Genomic DNA, 20,200 nt, shown 5'->3' with positions numbered 1-20,200 from the left:
CATTAGAGTGTTTTGATCTTGAGACTGCGGTAGCTCACTACATTGCCATGATCCTGCAGGGCGATGTGACCTTTCGCATATTTCATAAAACCTTCCCAGGTTTTAAACTTACTATTCGCTAACAGCTCCTTCCATTCATCGCTGCCAATAGTGGTTTCAATGGTTTTGGTGCCATTGAGCCAGAAGGTGAGATGACCGTCCTTTTTCAGGATGCGTGCTTTGTTCCACTCTCCTACTGGTTTTGCGGCGTCCTTTGTTGATTTTTTCAAATCATACAGATCGCCGGAATTATGTTTAGGATATTTTCCATCCGGATGACGGGCATCGTCCAGCACCTGCATTTCAGCACCTGTCAGATAAGTAGCACCGTATTTTGGATCTTCATGAACGCTGAAGATCAGGCCACTGTTGCCACCTTCAGAGATCTTCCATTCGTAGGTAAAATCGTAGTTTTCATATTCATCGTTAGTAACGAGGTCGCCACCACCTTTCTTCACAGCAGTATCGAGTACAAATGCGCCATCAGTTACCTTCCACCTGTCAGTAGCAGTGGATTGCAGATAAGAGTGCCAGCCTGTAGTCGTTTTGCCATCAAATAATAATTTCCAGCCGTCCTTTTGTTCTTTTGCAGTTAAAGTGTTGGGTTGTTGCGCGAAAACAGCGGCCGACGAGAGACTGAGCGCCAAAACGGGAATGAGCAATTTCATATGATTAATGGATTTGTTTGGGTTTGGAATTTTAGCAAAGCGGATTACGAAAGAATCAATATACGTGCTATACAATGGTTCCGCAGTTCACCCACAGAATGACATAGTTGAGACCCGTAAATTATTGCATCCATAATCCGCTACGGATAATTATTTGACTACTTTAAAGCCAGAATGTATTTCACCATTTCTTTGGCGTCGTCTTTCGATACATTAGGGTGTGCCTGCATAGGAATTTCGCCCCAATGACCACTACCACCAGAGATGATTTTGTCAGCCAGCATTTCGATGTTTGCCTCAGAGGCTTCATATTTGGCAGCTACTTCTTTGTAAGCAGGGCCTACCACTTTCATATCTACTTTGTGGCATGTCAGACAGTCCGACTGTGCAATCAGACCCGCGCCTTTCGAAGCTGCTGCTTCCGCCGCACCTTGCTTTACCATTGAGTTATCAACAGGCGCTTCGCTGCTGCTTGTTGATGTGTCTTTCTTTTCGCTGCTGTTACCGCTGCCACCACATGAGGCTAAGAAAAATGCACTTAATACGAATGGTGCCAGATAACGCATTCTCATTTTAGATTCCATTTTATAAGTCCTATTTCAGATTATGACAAATACAGATTGTGTAATATAAGCAACCTTATAATTTAAATACGATAATTATGATGAAAAGCACCTTATTCCAGACCGAGTACCTTTCTGTTCAGACTTTCGTCCGCGCCTGCACTGGCAAAATCGTCGAACGCCTTTTCTGTCACACGAATAATATGATCTTTGATGAACGGTGCACCTTCTTTCGCACCTTCTTCCGGATGCTTCAGGCAGCACTCCCATTCCATCACCGCCCAACCTGAAAAATCATATTGCGTGAGCTTACTAAACACGGCTTTAAAATCAACCTGGCCATCACCCAGAGAACGGAATCTACCCGGACGATCTACCCAACCCTGGTAACCGCCATATACACCGGAACGGCCGGTAGGATTGAATTCTGCATCTTTTACATGGAACATTTTGATCTTCTCATGATAGATGTCGATATATTCCAGGTAGTCAAGACATTGTAATACAAAATGACTTGGATCGTACAGCAGGCAGGCACGTTTATGATTGCCGGTCGCTTCCAGGAAACGTTCGTAAGTAGCGCCATCATGCAGATCTTCACCCGGGTGAATTTCATAACAGAGGTCTACACCATTCTCTTCAAATTCATTGAGGATCGGCAACCAACGGTTCGCCAGTTCTTTAAACCCGGTTTCTACAAGTCCAGCAGGGCGCTGTGGCCATGGATACACTGTATGCCAGAGCAATGCACCACTGAAAGTAGCATGCGCATCGAGGCCCAGGTTACGACTTGCTTTTGCAGCATATTTCAGTTGCTGCACCGCCCATTCGGTACGTGCAGCAGGTTTACCTCTTTTATCAGCAGGCGCAAATGCATCGAACAGATCGCTGAATGCAGGATGCACAGCTACCAGTTGTCCCTGCAGGTGAGTGGAGAGTTCAGTGATTTCCAAACCGGTGGATTGCACTAATCCTTTGATATCATCAGCATAAGTTTTGCTTTCAGCAGCCTTTTGCAGATCGAAGATATTTGGATCGGAAGTAGGGATCTGCACGCCTTTAAAACCTAAGCCTGCCGCCCATTTACAGATGCTCTCCAATGAATTGAAAGGGGCAGTGTCACCCAGGAACTGCGCCAGAAATATACCGGGTCCTTTGATAGTTTTCATAATAGATCAGATTTCAAATTTTGTCCATTTTTCGTTGCTCTGTCCTGATTTCACGACGTTCTCAATGAAGGCCATGCCTCTTACGCCATCATCCACACCCGGGAAATCGAGTGCTTCAGGGGCAGGTGTTTCACCATTTAATTTAGCCTGCAGCGTGAGTGCGAAGTTGCGATACAGGTTGCCAAAGGCTTCGAGATAACCTTCCGGATGGCCGCCGGGAGTGCGGGTATTGTGGATGGCATAACTACTTTGCAGGACACCATAGTTATTACCGGCGCGATAAATTTCAGTAGGTTTATCCAGCCATTTTACCAGCAGGGTATTGGGTTCCATCTGTGACCATTCGATGCCGCCTTTTTCACCATATACCCGGATGGTGAGATTGTTTTCTTCACCAGCCGCTACCTGAGAGGCAATGAGCACACCAGAAGCACCATTATCGAATTTCAGCAGCACACCACCGTCGTCATCCAGTGCACGACCGGGAACTACGATATTGAGATCTGCACACAGTTTGTCTATTTTCAACCCACTGATATACTCGGCCAGATTGGCAGCGTGGGTACCGATATCGCCCATACAACCTGCTTTACCAGAGCGGCTGGGGTCTGTACGCCAGGCAGCGCCTTTACTATCTTTTTCAGAGAAAGTGCTGAGCCAACCCTGTGGATATTCAACATAGACCTTTCTGATCTTGCCAAATACACCGTTTTTCACCATTTGCTTCGCCTGCTTTACCATTGGGTAACCAGTATAAGTGTGGGTGAGTAGTAGGGAGAGGCCGGTAGCTTCCACCTTTGCTTTCAGTTGTTTGGCTTCTTCGAGGGTAAATGTGATGGGTTTGTCGATGGCTACATGGAAACCTTTTTCCAGCGCGAGCATAGCTGGTTCAAAGTGCACGTGATTGGGCGTAACAATGGCAATAAAATCCAGTTTTTCATCAGCCGGTTTGTTCGCTTCTGCCTCCAGCATCGTCTTATAGTCAGGATAGGTCCTGTCAGGGTGGAGGAACAACATTTCGCCAGAGGCTTTAGAAAGCTCCGGGTCAGAGCTGAAAGCACCTGCTTTCAATTCAATCAGTCCATCCATGTTCGCTGCAATTCTATGAATAGCACCGATGAAGGCATTCTTACCGCCCCCAATCATTCCCATTCTTAACTTACGGTTCATTGGCAAATACTTTTTGTTCTTTATGATAGGTTTTGTTTTTCTCTTCCCGCAGCATGAAACGGGGGATTTGTGCACGTGATATTATCTCATAACGTCGTTGCTTCACAGCTTTTAAATGTAGAAAACTCCGGGGAAATTTCTATATGAAATTTCTTAATCGCCTGAAATAGGAGAATTTTTATTGACTCAATAGTCTACTTGTATTATAAAAGTATTATAGTAAAAATGAAAGAAAAATATGAGCAGGAAGTATAGAATTAATTAACAAACAAATGTTTATATAAAAATAAAGAGCCTGATAAGACTATCCGGCTCTTGTTTTACTATCCTATGAAAACCCTAATAATGTAAAGGTAGACTGTTGTAACAAATGAAGGTGTTAAACGGTCGTTAATAATATCTTTTTTTTAAAGTGTACTTTTTACGGCTTATCCTAATTGAAACCAGAACGATATAGATGAAGGAATTGATTATATGGTGGTATAAAATATGTTTTTGAGTACAGCAACCAGGTCAATTATTTGCTTAAAACATTGATTATCAATCATTTTAATAATGCAATTTCGATCCAGGGTTGTCTGGTTATACTCATTTTTGTACATTGAGAACTATTATAATAATACCTATGAGCAAGGTTCTTTTATCCTTTGCGGCTGTCACCCTCCTTTTTTCCTGCACCAACTTTGGGAAAGAGGTACCTATCAGTGAACAGGATCGTGTTTTGGCGGATTCCCTGCATTTTGACCGGAGCGCTATTTCCGCCATCCGGACACTCACTACGGTACCATTACATTCCCTTGGAGAAGATGCAGGGATAGAGTTTGAGTATAACCCAAAGCCAGAGAAGTACGAGCAGATCCGCAAAAAACTAAGGTCTGCCGGTTATCTTCTCTTTAAATCTGAAGAAAATTATGGGAACCTTCCTGATCAATATGCCGTGATCAAATCCAATGATCAGTTTGACATTATCCGGTTAAAATCCACGGCTGCTCCTAATTATGACATCTCCAATGACAGCTTATTGTTCAGACTGCACGACTGGCATAACCGATACTCCCTGGAGATTCTTGGCGCAGGCAACGACTGGTTTGAAGCCAGAATAGAGCATATTCCACCCGCAGACCTCGAAGCCTTTGCCAGGGAAATACATAATTTTTGCCCGGATATAGCAGAGGAAGGGATTGGAAACGTGGAAGATCTCGTCCAGGAGCTGAAAGACACAAAGACTTTGTACCTCTGGTGGGATTAAAATTTATTTTTTCTGGTTTAACTGTCATCCTACGGCATTACAGCTTCACTATGTGCAAATAATTCCTAATTTTACGGGCCTTGCGCGAAACCCGGATAGCTGACACCTTGTCACCGGTTGCTTTCCAAGCATAATATTTGGGTAAGGAAACAGAAATGGAACATAGGTATCCTATGGCCCTACAACTATTTTAACAATCATTCGTAATAAACTAGACATGTTAGGTTTTTTAACAAAACTTTTTGGCGGGCATAAATCGGAGAGAGACATCAACACGATCATGCCTTTAGTGAAAAGGATCAACGAGGAGTATGAAAAACTGCAATCCCTGCCTGTAGACCAGCTGCGTAACAAAACGCAGGATTTTCGCCAACGGATCAAAGCCCATTTGTCGAAGATTGACGGAGTAATTGCCGAGAAACAGACTGAGGCTGAACAGACTGAAGAAGTAACCGCTAAGGATACCATCTATCAGGAAGTGGATAAGCTGAAGAAAGACAGAGATAAACAAATCGAAGAAATACTGAAGGAAATTTTGCCTGAAGCATTTGCGGTGGTAAAAGCAACTGCATATCTCTTCACCAACAATCCTACTATTACTGCTACCGCCACTCCGCTGGACCGGGACCTGGCAGTAAGAAAGGATTACCTGACCATTGAAGGTGACAAAGTGACGTGGAAGAATACCTGGACTGCCGCTGGTAGCCAGGTAACCTGGAACATGGTTCATTATGACGTACAGCTCATAGGTGGTATCGTGCTCCATGAAGGTAAGATCTCCGAAATGGCTACGGGTGAAGGTAAAACCCTCGTATCTACCCTGCCTGCTTATCTGAATGCATTGGCTGGCGAAGGTGTTCACATCGTAACGGTGAACGACTACCTCGCTCGTCGTGACTCTGAGTGGAATGGTCCTATCTTCGAATTCCTGGATATCACCGTAGATTGTATCGACAAGCACCAGCCAAACACTGCTGATCGTCGTGCCGCCTACCTGGCTGACCTTACCTATGGTACTAACAACGAATTTGGTTTTGACTACCTGCGTGACAACATGGTGCATACACCAGACGAAATGGTGCAACGTAAGCACCACTTTGCCATGGTGGATGAGGTGGATAGCGTATTGGTGGATGACGCCCGTACCCCACTCATCATCTCTGGTCCGGTTCCCCGTGGTGACGACCAGGAGTTCCATGCACTGAGACCCCGCATCCAACGTCTGATCGATGCACAACGCGCAGCTACTTCCCAGTACCTGCTCGAAGCAAAGAAACTGATTGCTGAAGGTAAAGACGATCCTAAAACAGGTGGTCTGGCCCTGATGCGTGCATGGCGCGGTTTGCCTAAAAGCAGCTCGCTGATCAAATATCTGAGCGAACCAGGTATCAAAGTATTATTACAGAAAGCTGAAAACTACTACATCGCCGACCAACAGCGCGAAATGCCGAAGGTAGATGAAGAACTGTACTTCAGCATCGACGAAAAGAACAACACTGTAGATCTGACAGATAAAGGTATTCACCTGATCACTCAATCCGGTGAAGATCCAAACTTCTTCATCATGCCCGATGTCGGCTCTGAGATCGCTGATCTCGAAAAGCTGGAACTGACAGCTGATGAGAAATTACATCGTAAAGAAGCCCTGCTGCAGGACTTCGCACAGAAATCTGATCGTATCCACTCCGTACAGCAATTACTGAAAGCATACACCCTCTTCGATAAAGATGTGGAGTATGTAGTAATGGATGGAAAAGTGAAGATCGTAGATGAACAAACAGGTCGTATCCTGGATGGCCGCCGTTATTCTGACGGTCTGCACCAGGCAATCGAAGCGAAAGAAAACGTAAAAGTGGAAGCTGCTACGCAAACATTCGCTACCGTTACCCTGCAGAACTACTTCCGTATGTATCACAAACTGGCTGGTATGACCGGTACAGCGGTGACAGAAGCAGGTGAGTTCTGGGAAATCTACAAACTGGATGTTGTTACCATTCCAACTAACCTCCCTATTACCCGTAAGGATAATGAGGATCTGGTATACAAAACCAAACGCGATAAATACAGAGCAGTCATCGAAGAAGTAAAGAAACTGCAGAACGAAGGACGCCCTGTACTGGTAGGTACTACCTCCGTAGAAGTATCCGAGTTACTGAGTAAGATGCTCACCTTCGATAAAGTGCCACACAATGTATTGAACGCAAAACAACACGCCCGTGAAGCACAAATCGTAGCAGAAGCTGGTCTGAAAGGTGCTGTGACCATCGCTACCAACATGGCAGGTCGTGGTACGGATATCAAGCTCGGCCCCGGTGTGAAAGATGCAGGTGGTCTGGCTATCATCGGTACTGAACGCCATGAAAGCCGTCGTGTAGACCGTCAGTTACGTGGTCGTGCCGGTCGTCAGGGAGATCCGGGTACTTCACAGTTCTTTGTATCTCTGGAAGATGACCTGATGCGTATGTTCGGTTCTGACCGTATCGCTGGTCTGATGGACCGTATGGGTTATAAAGAAGGCGAAGTGATTCAGCATAGCATGATCACCCGTTCTATCGAAAGAGCACAGAAAAAAGTAGAAGAAAATAACTTCGGTATCCGTAAGCGTCTGTTGGAATATGATGACGTGATGAACAAACAACGTACTGTGATCTATGCGAAGCGTAATCACGCCTTGTTTGGTGAGCGTCTGGCTATCGATGTAGACAATGCATTCTATGATGTAGCTGAAAACCTTGCAACGACTCATAAAGATACCGGCGACCTGGAAGCACTGAAACTGGATATCATCCTCAACTTCGCGATCGATATCGATGTAACGCAGGAAGAGCTGACGAAAGGTGATGTAAACCAACTGGCATCTAAACTGTACCACGCTGCGAAAGAAAACTACCAGCGCAAAGTACAGGAGATCGCACAGAATACACTGCCTGTGATCAAACAGATCCATGAAGAACAGGGCCACCATGTTGAGAATATCTCCATTCCATTTACTGATTTCGTGAAGAGAGGTGTGAATGTAATGGCGAACCTGCAGAAGGTCGTAGATACCAATGGGTATGAAACGATCAACTCACTGGAACGTAACATCACCCTGTCATTGATCGATGATGCCTGGAAAGAGCACCTGCGTGCGATGGATGACCTGAAACAATCCGTACAGAGTGCAGTGTGGGAACAGAAAGATCCACTGTTGATTTATAAGTTCGAAGCGTTTAACCTGTTTAAAGAGGTGACTGCTGAGACAAGTAAAGAGATTGTATCTTTCCTTTGTAAATGCGGTATTCCTGTGCAGGATGATGGTGGTCGTGCACAACAGCAACAGCGCCAGCAGGCACCTCCGCCAATCAGGGAGGCACGTGAGCAGAAGACTGATATGAGTAAGCTGAAGGCGACACATCAGGATTTTGAAACTACCAATGGTCATGAGGCGCAGGAGTATGCTACGAATGCAGAGCCGATGAAACAGGATCCTGTGAAGGTGGGACCTAAGGTGGGAAGGAATGATCCTTGTCCTTGTGGAAGTGGTAAGAAGTTTAAGCAATGTCATGGGAAGGATTTGTAGTCCTTGCCGGATGAAAATAGTAAAGGGTGTCTCAGCTGAGGCACCCTTTGTTTTTTATATACAAAGGATTACGCAGCTAGAATAGAGGAGGGTTTGAGGCGGGGACGGAAGAAGGCGAGGATACTATTTGGGTTACGAACGCAGATCTGGATATGGTTCTTGAGTTTTATAGCAGCACCGGGAAAAGCAGGAGCACCTTCAAGAAAAGCACAGCGAACGGTGTCGTAAGTGTCTCTTGTTACAAATCCATATTTCCGGCGTTCTATCTCCTGTTCAATACTCATTTCTCTGTGCATTTGTTCAATTACTGCACAATCTAATTTTCGAAGCAGTTTATCCTTATGTGGATCAGATTTAACGTCTTCATTATGTGGCATATTATCTAATCTTTTACTCAAATTCACATAATACGCTGCTAATTGCTCCGTATATTTTGAATTCAGAAAATCACAACAATTGCCTGGATGAATAAGTGCACCTAACACTGCCGCTTTTCTGATTTTTCCTTGCTTTTGTTTTTCAAGCGCCCACTGACCGGCTCTTTCTAAATTATTCTCCCAGAAATACATACCATTCCCTAACCAATCATAGGAATTTTTATTAAAATGGAACTCTCTGGGATCATTCACCAATCGCTGGCAGGTTTCCTCATCGCATCCATGGAAACCCAGAATTAAATGATGCCTGTTATCATACATAAAAACACTGATTTAATTGATCCCATTTTAAATATTGAAAATCTTCATACTCAGGCGTGTACTGCCCGTTTTCATCACAGATACCCATCTCCATCAGGTAACGGATATTTTCCTCCCGGGTGGCCTTCTTAGCTCTTTCCAATGCATTTCTTGCCGTCTCCCGGGCTTTTTCCAATTGGTACTCTTGCGAAAAAATGTTAATCATACTTTCTGTTTTAATAATGAACAATAATTTACCCCACAAATTTACCCCCTTCCCCTCTCCCAGCCTAGCTTTCCACGATCCATTTTTGTTCATTCTGCATAAACCTTTTCTCACCTTAACCATTCCCGTTCATTCCTGACAATCCTACAATTTTCCCTACCTTCGCACCCGAAAACCACTCGCTATGCAGCTGAACAAATACATCGACCACACGGTCCTTAAACCTACCACCACCCTCGAAGACATCAAAAACCTCTGCATGGAAGCCGTTGAATACGACTTCGCCGCAGTATGCGTCCCTCCCCCCTTCGTAAAACTTGCCAAAACCTTCACCAGCAGCACCACCACCAAAGTAGCCACCGTGATCGGCTTCCCCTTCGGCTACTCGGCCATCGAAGCCAAACTCGCCGAACTCGTCCTCGCCATCGTTGACGGCGCCGACGAAATCGACATGGTCGCCAACCTCCTCGCCATCCGTAACAAAGACTGGGACTATATCGAAAAAGAAATCAACAACATCATGGCAGTCATCCGCAGCCAACAACATAAAGTCATCCTGAAAGTCATCATAGAAAGTGGCATATTATTGGAAGAAGAGATCATAAAATGCTGTGAGATCTATGCGAAATACGGCGTTGACTATGTCAAAACATCCACCGGATACGCCGAAAAAGGCGCCTCCGTCGAAGCCGTACAACTGATGCGGGCACATCTGCCACAAAATATTCAGATAAAAGCTTCAGGTGGAGTTCGTACATTTGCCTTCGCCCAGGAGCTCATCGCTGCCGGCGCCACCAGATTGGGTACTTCCAGCGGCGTGGCTCTCATGAAAGAGGCTAAAGGGGAGGCGACTACCGGCACCACCGGTGCTTATTAACCATACCCCAATCCTCTAAACGACTGAACATGAAACACATAATCATATTATTATCCGGGTTACTGATCGGAACCCTCGCTTCCGCTCAGGACAATACCCTCACCGCTGCCAATACCGGCGGCGTGAAAGTGGTAAAAGACAGCCGGCTCGACCTGCTGATCAAAAAACAGATCTATATCAATACCCTCGCTATCCGTAACCAACCAGGTTTCAGGGTACAGGTCATCTCTACCAACAAGAGAAACGAAGCGACCGAGATAAAAGCGAAGGTGATGCAACTCTACCCTGATTACCGTACTTACCTGGACTACCAGGCACCTTACTTCAAAGTACGCATAGGTGATTTCAAAAACAGGGATGAAGCTGCGGACCTGAGAGATAAATTGTCATCCAGCTTCACAGGCGGTGTATTCGTAGTGCCTGCCACCATTAATCTACAACCAGAGAAAGAGGCAGGGAATGAAGAATCGTATTAAGGAACTCGCGCACCAATACGCGCCTGAGTTCATTGCTATCAGAAGACATATTCACGCTCATCCCGAACTGTCCTTCCAGGAATTTGAAACGTCAAAGTACATTCAGCAACAACTGGATGCATTCGGTGTGAAATATACTGCCGGTATAGCCGGTACCGGTATCGTGGCCATCATCGAAGGGAAAAACCCTTCCAAAAAGACCATCGCACTCCGTGCCGATATCGATGCCCTCCCCATCAAAGAAGCGAACGATGTACCTTATAAGTCATTGAACTCCGGTATCATGCATGCCTGTGGTCATGATGTACATACTACCTGCGTGCTCGGTGCTACCCGCATCCTGCAGGAGCTGAAAGATGAGTTTGAAGGCACCATCAAAATCCTGTTCCAGCCTGGTGAAGAAAAACACCCGGGTGGCGCAAGTCTCATGATCAAAGATGGCGCACTGGAAAACCCACGTCCCGATGCCATCATCGGTATGCACGTACAACCTTCTATGGAAGCTGGTTTACTGGGTTTCCGTGCAGGTCAGTATATGGCCAGTGCCGATGAGATCTATATCACTATCAAAGGCAAAGGCGGTCACGCGGCCCAACCTCACCTGACTACTGATACCATTCTCGTGGCATCACATCTCGTTGTAAGCTTACAACAGGTGATCAGCCGGAACAATAATCCTTTCTCTCCTTCCGTACTCAGTATCTGTGCATTCAATGGTGGATATACGACCAACGTGATCCCCAGCGAAGTAAAACTGATGGGTACATTCAGAGCGATGGACGAAACCTGGCGCTTTAAAGCCCATGAGATCATCAAAAAACAGGCGACTGAACTGGCCCATGCCATGGGTGCAGAGATTGAAATTGATATACTGGTAGGTTATCCCTGCCTGTATAACAATGAGGAAGTAACCAGCCGCGCCAGAACAAAGGCGGAAGAGTATCTCGGACAGGAAAATGTACAGGATACCGAAGTGAGAATGGGTGCTGAAGACTTCGCATTTTATAGCCAGATTATTCCCGCCTGCTTCTTTAGATTGGGTACAGGAAATGTGGCAAAAGGTATCACATCAGGTGTACATACACCTACATTTGATATCGATGAACGTGCGATTGAAACCGGCATCGGTGCTATGGCTTATCTTGCTACGCAGCTATAAAAGAGGATCTATCTCACTACACAAATCCAAAGCTGCACAAATCTAAAATTGGCCTACTTAGCCACACAGATCTAAAAATATAGAGAGCCCGCTCAATAGCGGGCTCTTTTTACATAGTTTTGCTTATATCAAAATCGATTATTAAATCTTAATTTTTTCAAACTTCACTCACCTCTAATTCCCTTAATCTTCGCCAACACTCTAATTTCTTTTACACTCTAATTCCTCTTAAACTGCGTTAGCTGTGACAACCCAATCTCATCCAATCTCAATGCCCGCATACTATCCGCTTTAACACTGAAATTCCTCACAGTCACATCCTGCAGTTCAACACTCCCATACCAACCCAACTGCACATTCATCGTATCAAAATTGCCCAGTTCACGCGTCAATATTTTATTATTTTTCCCTCCTTTATAGGTGAAATTTTCAATTTCCAACCCCGACATTTCCACATAACAATCATCCAATCCCGTTACTTCCAGTAATGGCTGTTTTAAAGTGACAATTTCCACATGCAAACTGTCTTTTGCTAACCTGATATATGTAACAGCCTTACAATACACTGAGATCCCATTCCCCTCACCTGGCAGGATGTATAAAGTATCTCCTACCTGTTTATAATAGTTTGAAGGCACTTCACTCTCCCCTCCCAAATTCCCTATACGATTTTCTGTATCATACATGATCCGTACATTATCTTCATTGATCACAATCGCCTTGAACGGACGTAAAACAGTCATCTTTGCTACCTCGACATTATCTCCCTTTTTCGGGAATCTTAAAACCGTTCCATCCCCATTTATCCCCTTCTTAAAATATGCCCATAATACCACATCTGACGCCAGCACCAACAACAATACGATGCCAACAAAAAAGAGTAACAATTTTATACTGGTCTTCATTTTTGTAAAATTTAATTACCTGAAATGTGAACGCTTATACTTCTCATAATGCGTCTTCAGCTCATCCAGCTCTATATCCAGCAAGTAGATATTCCGAAAGAACTGCGGCAGCTCATTCTCCATGAACCGTTCCTTCTTCAGCTGTTTAATCCGCTTCATCGCATCCGACGCTACGAAATAGCCAATCCCTCTTTTATTATAGATGATCTCATATTGCTGCAAATATTCACAGGTCCGCATCACCGTATTTGGGTTGACTTCCGTTTGCACTGCAAGTTCCCTCACGGATGGCAGCCGGTCCTCTGCTTTCCACTTTTCCAACAAGATCTGTTCGCATATATGATCCGCAATCTGCAGATATATAGCCTGTGATTCTTTAAATTCCATGAGTTGAAATTTTAAATTTCCTTATCTTTTAACCTGAAATATGCCAATACCCACAAGACCGGAGGCAATATAAACCGCCACATAAAGTACAGCGTCTCCCGCATCCAATGTGGCGACTCCAAAAAGATGGATCGATATTCTTCCACATGAGGATGTTCAGAAATTCCAACCCCAAAGAATGGCGCTGATGCTGCCCAATGCATTAAATGACCATAGAACAATATGTTCATAAATGCCGCATTTACCAATCCAATAACCAGGATAAAAATGAATACTGCAAATAGGGTTTTTATAATACTGTACTTAGGGAAGTAAACAGATCCCAACAAAATGATTGCCTGGCCCATAAACCACCAGTGGTAAAGTTGCGTCATGTCATTGCGGAAGTCATCAGGCATACTGGGATCCATGACGTGCGTATCTCTGCTTAAAGACACTAAACCTGCACCTATGAAAGTGGCTGTTCCAAATGCAATGTGATATACCAGTAAAAACCCTGCTGTCGTAATCAATAACGTAGTGAGGAATTTTTCAAAATGCGAAGCAGGCAACAACAGATAATCGATACCTTTTGGTTTGTCGCCTAACTGAATAAATGAAAACCCGGTAAAGATCAAACCTGCGCCAAACAACAGAATGGCATAAAAAGGATAAATAAAGGAAACCCTTACAGTCTCTCTGTTGTTGGTCAAAATACTGATTACACCTATCGCCACCAATACACCTACCAACACCACCAACGACATCAGGTACAACCGCAGATTATCAACAATATGCTTTTTAAAATATGCACCAAACCTCGGTGCATGAAATACATTGCTCGTTTGCATAAGGGAAATTAAAAGAGTTGGTTAATCCGTCCGGAAGGCTCCAGTACGGCATTAAAGAGCAGTTCCATATCCAGTCTGCCTGGTACGCCACCTGCATTTTCAGTGATGATAGAATGACCTAATCCGGTACTTTCTGCGAACAATACAAGATCTGCTTCTTCGAGTCGCTTCACACTTCTGAAACTCAGTCGCTCCGCCACAGTTTCCACATCCTGTTTGAAAATGATCTTATGATTGTCGATCACCACGATACTATCAATCAGGTTATCCAGGTCCCTTACCTGATGTGTGGATATCACAATACACTTCTCTTCATTCACCGCAGCGGCAATCACTTTGCGGAACTGGCTCTTGGACGGGATATCCAGGCCATTCGTCGGTTCATCCATAATCAGGCATTTGGTATTGGCTGCCAGACCAAAACTGATGATAACCTTTTTCTTTTGTCCATAACTCATGTCAGTGAGTCGCTGGTCGCGGGGAATCTGGAATTCATCCAGGTACTGCTGAAAAGCTTTTGTGTCAAAGTTGGGATAAAAAGGTGCATAGGTGTTCACATAACGGTTGATGGTCACCTGTGGCAGGTAAAACTCTTCTGGCACCAAAAAGAGTTTGCTGAGGAATGCTGGCTGACGGAGGCGGGATTCATACCCCATTACCGTACATACCCCACTTTTTGGAAAGAGTAGCCCGGCTATCTGCTTCAGCAAACTGGATTTTCCTGCCCCGTTTTTGCCCATCAGACCGTAAACGTGACCAGCTTCCAGCTCCAGGTTCAACCCCTCAAACAATGGCCTACCCTTTTTGTAGTGGAAATGAAGATCTTGGATAGTTATCATAGCAAGTGATTTAGTGTACTACATAACTAGTACACTACAAAGATAGAGAAGGAAATCATAATTCCAAATTCAATTAGATTTTTTTTCATACAGCCGGTTTTATACCATCAGGCATCGTGCTATACAGCAAAATCCCTTGCACCAGCCGGACAAAATCATCTCCCTTGCTGCCGCTGGCCTTCTTATAAAATTCAAAAGCCTCTCTGAAACAGGAATTTCCCTCATCGCTGCCAGCCGGACAAAAGCGTCTCCCTTGCTGCCGCTGGCCTTCTTATAAAATTCAAAAACCGCTCTGAAACAGGAATTTCCCTCATCACTGCCAGCCGGACAAAAGCGTCTCCCTTGCTGCCGCAGGCCATTCCTTAAAAATGTTAAAAAAATATTTGTAGCGACATTTCTACACATTAAGAATTTTTAATAAATTATATTTGTCACTGTGGTTTAAATTAAAACTAATCCCTATGAAAGGTACCATATCCGCCTTGCTTAGTTTAAGCCTCTTGTTAACTGCCTTTGTGGCTTCCGCACAGTTCGTAAAATCAAAAGATCTGGAGAAATTGAAAAAACGGACGAAAATTATCGTAGTAAAAGAAGTCCCTGATAAGAGTATTCTTAAACAACTACGTCGTCAAAGCCAAACAAAAGCAGAAGAGTATAGACAAGCAATTAAACAGTTAAACCTGGATTTCCCTGAAGTTGTCAGACAATTCTGGAACGTGGATGGAGTCACAGCTACAATCGAACAGAGAACAGAAAAAGAAGTTGAAAAGCTGCGAAAAAAGAATGATAGAAGCTATATCGTTATGGATTGTCAATCGCTGCATGTGAAACCCAGTAAAAGCCATTATGCCAAATCCGCACAAACATTTACATCTGACCTGGTGTGGAAGAGTGATTCAAAAGATCTCAGTGTTCCGGTGATCAACATGTACTTCATTGAGAATGATGTAACGCGACCATTCTATATTCAGAATATGTCGGAACGGTTTCCGGATTTCCTGGATCTGGCAGTGGGTATCCGGTTATCCACCTATGTATTCTCAGACCACGTAGATGATAAGGCGGCCAAAGCGATGATGCAGTCTACCAGCAAGCATAATGCGATCTTCCTGAAAGACAGGACCCTGATATTATGCAATAACTGGCTGGATGAGGATTTTGAAAAAGGGAAAGCTGGTACAGATTATCCTTATCCCATTAAATATGTGGATTACGAAGACCTGGAAAGCTTATTCAGAAAAGATGGTTTTGCCGGCACTGTCATGGCTTATGTACCAGCAGGTGTGTTCTCTACTTTTGATAAGAATACACCAAGTATGGAAGTGCATGTGCCAGTAGTGATCGATCCGATAAATGGAATGCCTTTGTGCCATACAGATATCAGTGATGAAATGTTTCAGGCATGGGGATATTCATTGATTCCTAAAATGGGGAAGTCGATAGTAGGGTTCAGGAAAATAAGGAACGAGGATATCCGGAATTTCGCAAAATCAATAAAAGAATAAAATGCGGCCTGGTCAACAAAACGACAAATCGAATGTACTTCCGCAGCCCCATCTCAAACTCATAGGGGAAGCCTCCTATTCGGGAGGCTTCCCCTTTTATAAACATTTTAATTCACCTCAAAACTACAACTCAGGATACAGCGGAAACTGCTTCATAAACTCATTCACCGCACCTCTCACTGACGCAATCTTCGCCTCATTATCCGCATCCATCAGCAACTCATCAATCCATGAAATCACCTGCCCCATATGCTCTTCTGTCAAACCTCTTGAAGTGATCGCCGGAACACCCACACGAATACCAGAAGTCACAAACGCTGACTTATCATCAAACGGCACCATATTCTTATTCACAGTGATATCAGCCTTCACCAACACCTGTTCCGCCTTCTTACCGGAAATATTCTTATTACGCAGGTCAATCAACATCAGGTGGTTATCTGTACCGCCAGATACAATCTGGTAGCCTTTCTCCACCAATGCCTTAGACATCGCCTGTGCATTCTTGATAATCTGCTTTGCATACACAGTATAATCGTCAGACAGGATCTCAAAGAAAGAAACCGCTTTCGCAGCAATCACATGCTCCAACGGACCACCCTGAATACCAGGGAACACCGCTGTATCAATCAGGCTGCTCATCATACGGGTTTCGCCCTTTGGCGTTTTCAGACCAAACGGATTTTCAAAATCCTTACCCAGCATGATCATACCACCACGAGGACCACGCAGTGTCTTGTGGGTAGTAGTCGTTACAAAATGACAATGTTCGAACGGAGAGTTCAACAGCCCTTTCGCAATCAAACCAGCAGGGTGAGCAATATCTGCCATTACAAAAGCACCTATCTGATCAGCGATCTCACGGATACGTTTGTAATCCCAATCACGGCTGTAAGCAGAAGCACCACAAATAATAACCTGTGGTTTCTCTTTCAGCGCAATCTCTTCCATTTTATCATACTCAACCAGACCAGTCTCCTTGTTCACACCATAAGAGAATGGCTGATACAACTTACCAGAAAAATTCACGGGAGAACCGTGTGTCAGGTGACCACCCATGCTCAGATCCAGACCCAGGATCTTATCACCTGGTTTCAGGATAGCCAGCAATACGGCAGCATTTGCCTGCGCACCAGAGTGAGGCTGTACGTTTGCATACTCAACTCCAAAGATTTCTTTAGCCCTGTCAATTGCCAGCTGTTCGCTCAGGTCTACAATTTCACAGCCACCATAATATCTACGTCCTGGATAACCTTCCGCATATTTGTTAGTCAGTACAGTACCCATTGCCTGTATTACCTGTAAGCTGGTAAAGTTCTCCGATGCAATCAATTCTATACCATGACGCTGACGCTCCAGCTCCTGGTCGATGATATTAAATATTTGCTGATCTCTTTGCATTTACTTTGAAAATTTGCGACAAAGTTAATCGAATTTATGGATAGTCAATAGTTCAATTTTAACCAATACTAGATTTTTCTTCTACAAAACTATATAATGATAGTTAATTCCACTGCTAAGCTATTACATACTATGCATTCCTCCCTGTGTAGGGGCATTTCCACTATTCTATTTATAAATTTTGTTCTACCTTCACGCCCTCAGTAGACTAAAAACATCTAATCGCTGCGGTACATGAAGGCCATTATACCTGTAGCCGGTGCTGGCACCAAGCTACGTCCACATACATATACTCAGCCTAAGGCATTGATCCCGCTCGCGGGCAAAACAATTCTAAGTATTATTATTGATCAGCTGGAAGAAGCAGGCATTACCGAATTCGTCTTCGTCATCGGTTACCTGGGAGAAAAGATCCAGCATTATGTTCAAAAGAAATATCCTCACCTTACCTGCCATTTCGTACAGCAAAATGTACGCGAAGGTACCGGTCACGCCATCCTGCTCACCAAAAAGGTGGTAGGTGACGATGAAATACTCATCGTTCTCGGCGATACTATCTGCGAAGGTAATATCAAGGAACTCATCGCTTCCCCCGTCTCGCAACTGGGATTAAAGAAAGTGGATGATCCCCGCAGCTTTGGCGTAGCCGAACTCAATGATGCCGGCGACATCGTACGCGTGGTGGAAAAACCACAGATTCCGAAATCGAACCTGGCCCTGGTAGGTATCTATAAAATCAAGGAAACCGACCAGCTCTTCGACTGCCTGGAACGGAACATAACAGAACATAGAAGGTCACATGATGAGTTTCAGCTCACTGATGCCCTGCAATGCATGATCGAACATGGGGTGCAGTTTACCCCCTTCAAAGTGAGTAACTGGTTCGACTGCGGCCGCAAGGAGACCCTGTTGGAAACAAATGCTATCCTGCTCAGTAAATATAAAGCACCCGCCAACCCTATTCTTCCATATGAGAATGCGATTATCATTCCTCCTGTAAGTATTGGCGAAGGTTGTAATATTAAAAATTCTATCATCGGTCCCAATGTCGCTATCGGAGATAATACTGTGATCAATTACTCTATCGTCAAGGACTCTATCATCGGCTCTTACAGCAATCTGTATGAAGTGGTGCTCAAGTCTTCCCTGATCGGTAGTGACGCCAATATTCGTGGCCTTAGTCAAAGCCTGAACATCGGCGATAATACAGAAATCGATCTCGGCTGAAATCTTCACTAACAGATAGTGATGCCAACTTCCATGAAAGAACCTTAGCCAACTTCCTGAACATTGGTCATCATTCAGAAATTGATCTCGGATGAAATCTTCACTAACAGATAGTGATGCCAACTTCCTGAACATTGGCCATAACTCAGAAAATCTTCCCGGCTGATTGTCATCACCTTCAGTTTAACATAACCTCCTTACATTTACGGCCATGAACCGTATATCTCAACTATTCAATATAGATTACCCAATCATACAAGCTGGTATGATCTGGGCCAGTGGCTGGCGCCTGGCCAGTGCTGTGAGCAATGCCGGCGGCCTTGGCCTGCTCGGTGCAGGTAGTATGTACCCTGACGTTCTCAAAGAACATATCGACAAGTGCAAACAAGCCACCGACAAACCTTTCGGCGTAAATCTCCCCCTCCTATACCCGAATATTGAGGAACACGTAAAGATCATTATCGAAAACAAAGTACCCATCGTCTTCACCTCTGCAGGTAATCCAAAAACATGGACTTCCATCCTGAAAGCCGAAGGTATCAAAGTTGTCCACGTAGTCGCCAGCGCAGCCTTCGCACTCAAAAGCGAAGCAGCCGGCGTAGACGCCATCGTAGCAGAAGGCTTTGAAGCAGGTGGTCACAACGGTAGAGAAGAAACAACTACCCTGGTCCTCATCCCCAGCGTATGTCAGGCTGTAAAAATACCCGTCATCGCTGCCGGCGGCATTGCCACAGGCAGAGCCATGACAGCCGCTTTCGCACTCGGTGCCAGTGGTGTTCAGGTAGGTAGCCGATTCATAGCCACACCTGAAGCTTCTTCACATGATCACTTCAAACAAGCTATACTCGATGCGAAAGAAGGGGATACCCTCCTTTCCATGAAGAAACTCACTCCCGTAAGATTACTGAAAAACGAATTTTTCAAAAACGTAAAAGCTGCCGAAGAAAGTGGTGCTGACAATGAATCACTAAAAAACCTCCTCGGCAGAGGCCGCGCGAAAAAAGGGATGTTCGAAGGTGATATGACGGAAGGTGAACTGGAAGTAGGACAGGTAAGTGCGATCATTGATAAGATCATGCCTGCAGCAGATGTAGTCGCTGAGATCTGGAATGAATTCCAGGCCACGAAAATAGAACTCTGTCTAAACTCTTAAAAAAGAACTTTGGCTAAACTCCTGAAACCACGCTTACCAGACGGCCGCAGGCCATGCCACAAACACAGGCCATGCCACAAACAAAAGATCCTTTGCCTTCGGCAAAGGATCTTTTGTT

Annotated in this window: 19 protein-coding genes; 8 read left to right on the top strand and 11 right to left on the bottom strand. The window is 44.6% G+C overall.

Going from position 1 to position 20,200, the window contains the following annotated elements; all coding sequences use genetic code 11:
- Window positions 1-2 precede the first annotated feature (2 nt).
- The 4 genes from BW716_RS00370 to BW716_RS00355 all read right to left on the bottom strand — a co-directional run bounded on the left by BW716_RS00370 (window position 3) and on the right by BW716_RS00355 (window position 3,609).
- Window positions 3-707, bottom strand: coding sequence for a DUF1080 domain-containing protein (locus tag BW716_RS00370; protein ID WP_083720112.1), 705 nt, complete (start codon window positions 705-707; stop codon window positions 3-5).
- Between the two features lie 158 nt (window positions 708-865).
- Window positions 866-1,279 (bottom strand): c-type cytochrome, encoded by a 414-nt coding sequence (locus BW716_RS00365; protein ID WP_083720336.1) that lies wholly within the window; start codon window positions 1,277-1,279, stop codon window positions 866-868.
- A gap of 104 nt (window positions 1,280-1,383) precedes the next feature.
- A complete protein-coding gene (locus BW716_RS00360) occupies window positions 1,384-2,439 on the bottom strand; it encodes a sugar phosphate isomerase/epimerase (RefSeq protein ID WP_083720111.1) in 1,056 nt (351 codons plus the stop codon).
- Between the two features lie 6 nt (window positions 2,440-2,445).
- Window positions 2,446-3,609, bottom strand: a complete 1,164-nt coding sequence (locus BW716_RS00355) for a Gfo/Idh/MocA family protein (protein ID WP_083720110.1) — start codon at window positions 3,607-3,609, stop codon at window positions 2,446-2,448.
- Window positions 3,610-4,234: 625 nt separating this feature from the next.
- Here BW716_RS00355 and BW716_RS00350 point away from each other — a divergent pair.
- Entirely contained in the window at window positions 4,235-4,858 is a 624-nt protein-coding gene (locus tag BW716_RS00350) for a DUF4253 domain-containing protein (protein ID WP_083720109.1), read from the top strand.
- 217 nt (window positions 4,859-5,075) lie between these two features.
- Window positions 5,076-8,420 (top strand): preprotein translocase subunit SecA, encoded by a 3,345-nt coding sequence (secA, locus tag BW716_RS00345; RefSeq protein ID WP_083720108.1) that lies wholly within the window; start codon window positions 5,076-5,078, stop codon window positions 8,418-8,420.
- Window positions 8,421-8,488: 68 nt separating this feature from the next.
- Here the strand turns inward: secA and BW716_RS00340 are convergent, their stop codons facing one another.
- Window positions 8,489-9,118, bottom strand: a complete 630-nt coding sequence (locus BW716_RS00340; RefSeq protein ID WP_083720107.1) for a hypothetical protein — start codon at window positions 9,116-9,118, stop codon at window positions 8,489-8,491.
- Window positions 9,111-9,323, bottom strand: a complete 213-nt coding sequence (locus tag BW716_RS36020; RefSeq protein WP_143708668.1) for a hypothetical protein — start codon at window positions 9,321-9,323, stop codon at window positions 9,111-9,113. The genes BW716_RS00340 and BW716_RS36020 overlap by 8 nt, the downstream gene beginning before the upstream one ends.
- A gap of 184 nt (window positions 9,324-9,507) precedes the next feature.
- On the opposite strand from BW716_RS36020, the gene deoC reads away from it, so the two are divergent.
- Genes deoC through BW716_RS00320 form a run of 3 tightly spaced genes read left to right on the top strand, consistent with a single transcriptional unit; the run spans window position 9,508 to window position 11,835 of the window.
- A complete protein-coding gene (gene deoC / locus BW716_RS00330; RefSeq protein ID WP_083720105.1) occupies window positions 9,508-10,200 on the top strand; it encodes a deoxyribose-phosphate aldolase in 693 nt (230 codons plus the stop codon).
- Window positions 10,201-10,229: 29 nt separating this feature from the next.
- Window positions 10,230-10,676 (top strand): SPOR domain-containing protein, encoded by a 447-nt coding sequence (locus BW716_RS00325; protein WP_083720104.1) that lies wholly within the window; start codon window positions 10,230-10,232, stop codon window positions 10,674-10,676.
- Window positions 10,660-11,835, top strand: a complete 1,176-nt coding sequence (locus BW716_RS00320) for a M20 family metallopeptidase (RefSeq protein WP_083720103.1) — start codon at window positions 10,660-10,662, stop codon at window positions 11,833-11,835. Before BW716_RS00325 ends, BW716_RS00320 begins: the two co-directional genes overlap by 17 nt.
- 218 nt (window positions 11,836-12,053) lie before the next feature.
- Here BW716_RS00320 and BW716_RS00315 read toward each other — a convergent pair whose 3' ends face one another.
- From BW716_RS00315 to BW716_RS00300, 4 genes are read right to left on the bottom strand one after another with little or no spacing between them, the layout of a single operon-like run.
- A complete protein-coding gene (locus BW716_RS00315) occupies window positions 12,054-12,740 on the bottom strand; it encodes a hypothetical protein (protein ID WP_083720102.1) in 687 nt (228 codons plus the stop codon).
- Window positions 12,741-12,755: 15 nt separating this feature from the next.
- Entirely contained in the window at window positions 12,756-13,127 is a 372-nt protein-coding gene (locus BW716_RS00310; RefSeq protein ID WP_083720101.1) for a GntR family transcriptional regulator, read from the bottom strand.
- 11 nt (window positions 13,128-13,138) lie between these two features.
- A complete protein-coding gene (locus tag BW716_RS00305) occupies window positions 13,139-13,957 on the bottom strand; it encodes a hypothetical protein (protein WP_083720100.1) in 819 nt (272 codons plus the stop codon).
- Window positions 13,958-13,965: 8 nt separating this feature from the next.
- Window positions 13,966-14,796: an ATP-binding cassette domain-containing protein gene (locus BW716_RS00300; RefSeq protein WP_083720099.1), complete on the bottom strand. Its 831-nt coding sequence runs from the start codon at window positions 14,794-14,796 to the stop codon at window positions 13,966-13,968.
- A gap of 461 nt (window positions 14,797-15,257) precedes the next feature.
- Between BW716_RS00300 and BW716_RS00290 the strand changes: the two genes are divergently transcribed.
- Window positions 15,258-16,301 (top strand): hypothetical protein, encoded by a 1,044-nt coding sequence (locus tag BW716_RS00290; protein ID WP_083720097.1) that lies wholly within the window; start codon window positions 15,258-15,260, stop codon window positions 16,299-16,301.
- A 123-nt stretch (window positions 16,302-16,424) separates the two neighbouring features.
- Here the strand turns inward: BW716_RS00290 and glyA are convergent, their stop codons facing one another.
- Complete coding sequence (glyA, locus tag BW716_RS00285; RefSeq protein ID WP_083720096.1) at window positions 16,425-17,702, bottom strand: serine hydroxymethyltransferase; 1,278 nt, start codon at window positions 17,700-17,702, stop codon at window positions 16,425-16,427.
- A 234-nt stretch (window positions 17,703-17,936) separates the two neighbouring features.
- On the opposite strand from glyA, the gene BW716_RS00280 reads away from it, so the two are divergent.
- Together BW716_RS00280 and BW716_RS00275 are read left to right on the top strand one after the other, a co-directional pair.
- Window positions 17,937-18,929, top strand: coding sequence for a sugar phosphate nucleotidyltransferase (locus tag BW716_RS00280; protein ID WP_083720095.1), 993 nt, complete (start codon window positions 17,937-17,939; stop codon window positions 18,927-18,929).
- A 211-nt stretch (window positions 18,930-19,140) separates the two neighbouring features.
- Window positions 19,141-20,082: a nitronate monooxygenase family protein gene (locus BW716_RS00275; RefSeq protein WP_083720094.1), complete on the top strand. Its 942-nt coding sequence runs from the start codon at window positions 19,141-19,143 to the stop codon at window positions 20,080-20,082.
- Window positions 20,083-20,200: the final 118 nt, after the last annotated feature.

This window comes from [Flexibacter] sp. ATCC 35208 (assembly GCF_001975825.1).
In the GTDB taxonomy this organism is placed as follows: Bacteria; Bacteroidota; Bacteroidia; order Chitinophagales; family Chitinophagaceae; genus Chitinophaga.
The sequence above is the reverse complement of the archived record's forward strand: the minus strand, read 5'-3'. Positions and strand labels throughout refer to the sequence as shown.

Excerpts from the sequence above, each read along its gene's own strand:
- BW716_RS00370 (WP_083720112.1), bottom strand. The coding sequence starts at position 707 with ATGAAATTGCTCATTCCCGTTTTGGCGCTCAGTCTCTCGTCGGCCGCT.
- BW716_RS00365 (WP_083720336.1), bottom strand. The coding sequence starts at position 1,279 with ATGAGAATGCGTTATCTGGCACCATTCGTATTAAGTGCATTTTTCTTA.
- BW716_RS00360 (WP_083720111.1), bottom strand. The coding sequence starts at position 2,439 with ATGAAAACTATCAAAGGACCCGGTATATTTCTGGCGCAGTTCCTGGGT.
- BW716_RS00355 (WP_083720110.1), bottom strand. The coding sequence starts at position 3,609 with ATGAACCGTAAGTTAAGAATGGGAATGATTGGGGGCGGTAAGAATGCC.
- BW716_RS00350 (WP_083720109.1), top strand. The coding sequence starts at position 4,235 with ATGAGCAAGGTTCTTTTATCCTTTGCGGCTGTCACCCTCCTTTTTTCC.
- secA (WP_083720108.1), top strand. The coding sequence starts at position 5,076 with ATGTTAGGTTTTTTAACAAAACTTTTTGGCGGGCATAAATCGGAGAGA.
- BW716_RS00340 (WP_083720107.1), bottom strand. The coding sequence starts at position 9,118 with ATGTATGATAACAGGCATCATTTAATTCTGGGTTTCCATGGATGCGAT.
- BW716_RS36020 (WP_143708668.1), bottom strand. The coding sequence starts at position 9,323 with ATGATTAACATTTTTTCGCAAGAGTACCAATTGGAAAAAGCCCGGGAG.
- deoC (WP_083720105.1), top strand. The coding sequence starts at position 9,508 with ATGCAGCTGAACAAATACATCGACCACACGGTCCTTAAACCTACCACC.
- BW716_RS00325 (WP_083720104.1), top strand. The coding sequence starts at position 10,230 with ATGAAACACATAATCATATTATTATCCGGGTTACTGATCGGAACCCTC.
- BW716_RS00320 (WP_083720103.1), top strand. The coding sequence starts at position 10,660 with ATGAAGAATCGTATTAAGGAACTCGCGCACCAATACGCGCCTGAGTTC.
- BW716_RS00315 (WP_083720102.1), bottom strand. The coding sequence starts at position 12,740 with ATGAAGACCAGTATAAAATTGTTACTCTTTTTTGTTGGCATCGTATTG.
- BW716_RS00310 (WP_083720101.1), bottom strand. The coding sequence starts at position 13,127 with ATGGAATTTAAAGAATCACAGGCTATATATCTGCAGATTGCGGATCAT.
- BW716_RS00305 (WP_083720100.1), bottom strand. The coding sequence starts at position 13,957 with ATGCAAACGAGCAATGTATTTCATGCACCGAGGTTTGGTGCATATTTT.
- BW716_RS00300 (WP_083720099.1), bottom strand. The coding sequence starts at position 14,796 with ATGATAACTATCCAAGATCTTCATTTCCACTACAAAAAGGGTAGGCCA.
- BW716_RS00290 (WP_083720097.1), top strand. The coding sequence starts at position 15,258 with ATGAAAGGTACCATATCCGCCTTGCTTAGTTTAAGCCTCTTGTTAACT.
- glyA (WP_083720096.1), bottom strand. The coding sequence starts at position 17,702 with ATGCAAAGAGATCAGCAAATATTTAATATCATCGACCAGGAGCTGGAG.
- BW716_RS00280 (WP_083720095.1), top strand. The coding sequence starts at position 17,937 with ATGAAGGCCATTATACCTGTAGCCGGTGCTGGCACCAAGCTACGTCCA.
- BW716_RS00275 (WP_083720094.1), top strand. The coding sequence starts at position 19,141 with ATGAACCGTATATCTCAACTATTCAATATAGATTACCCAATCATACAA.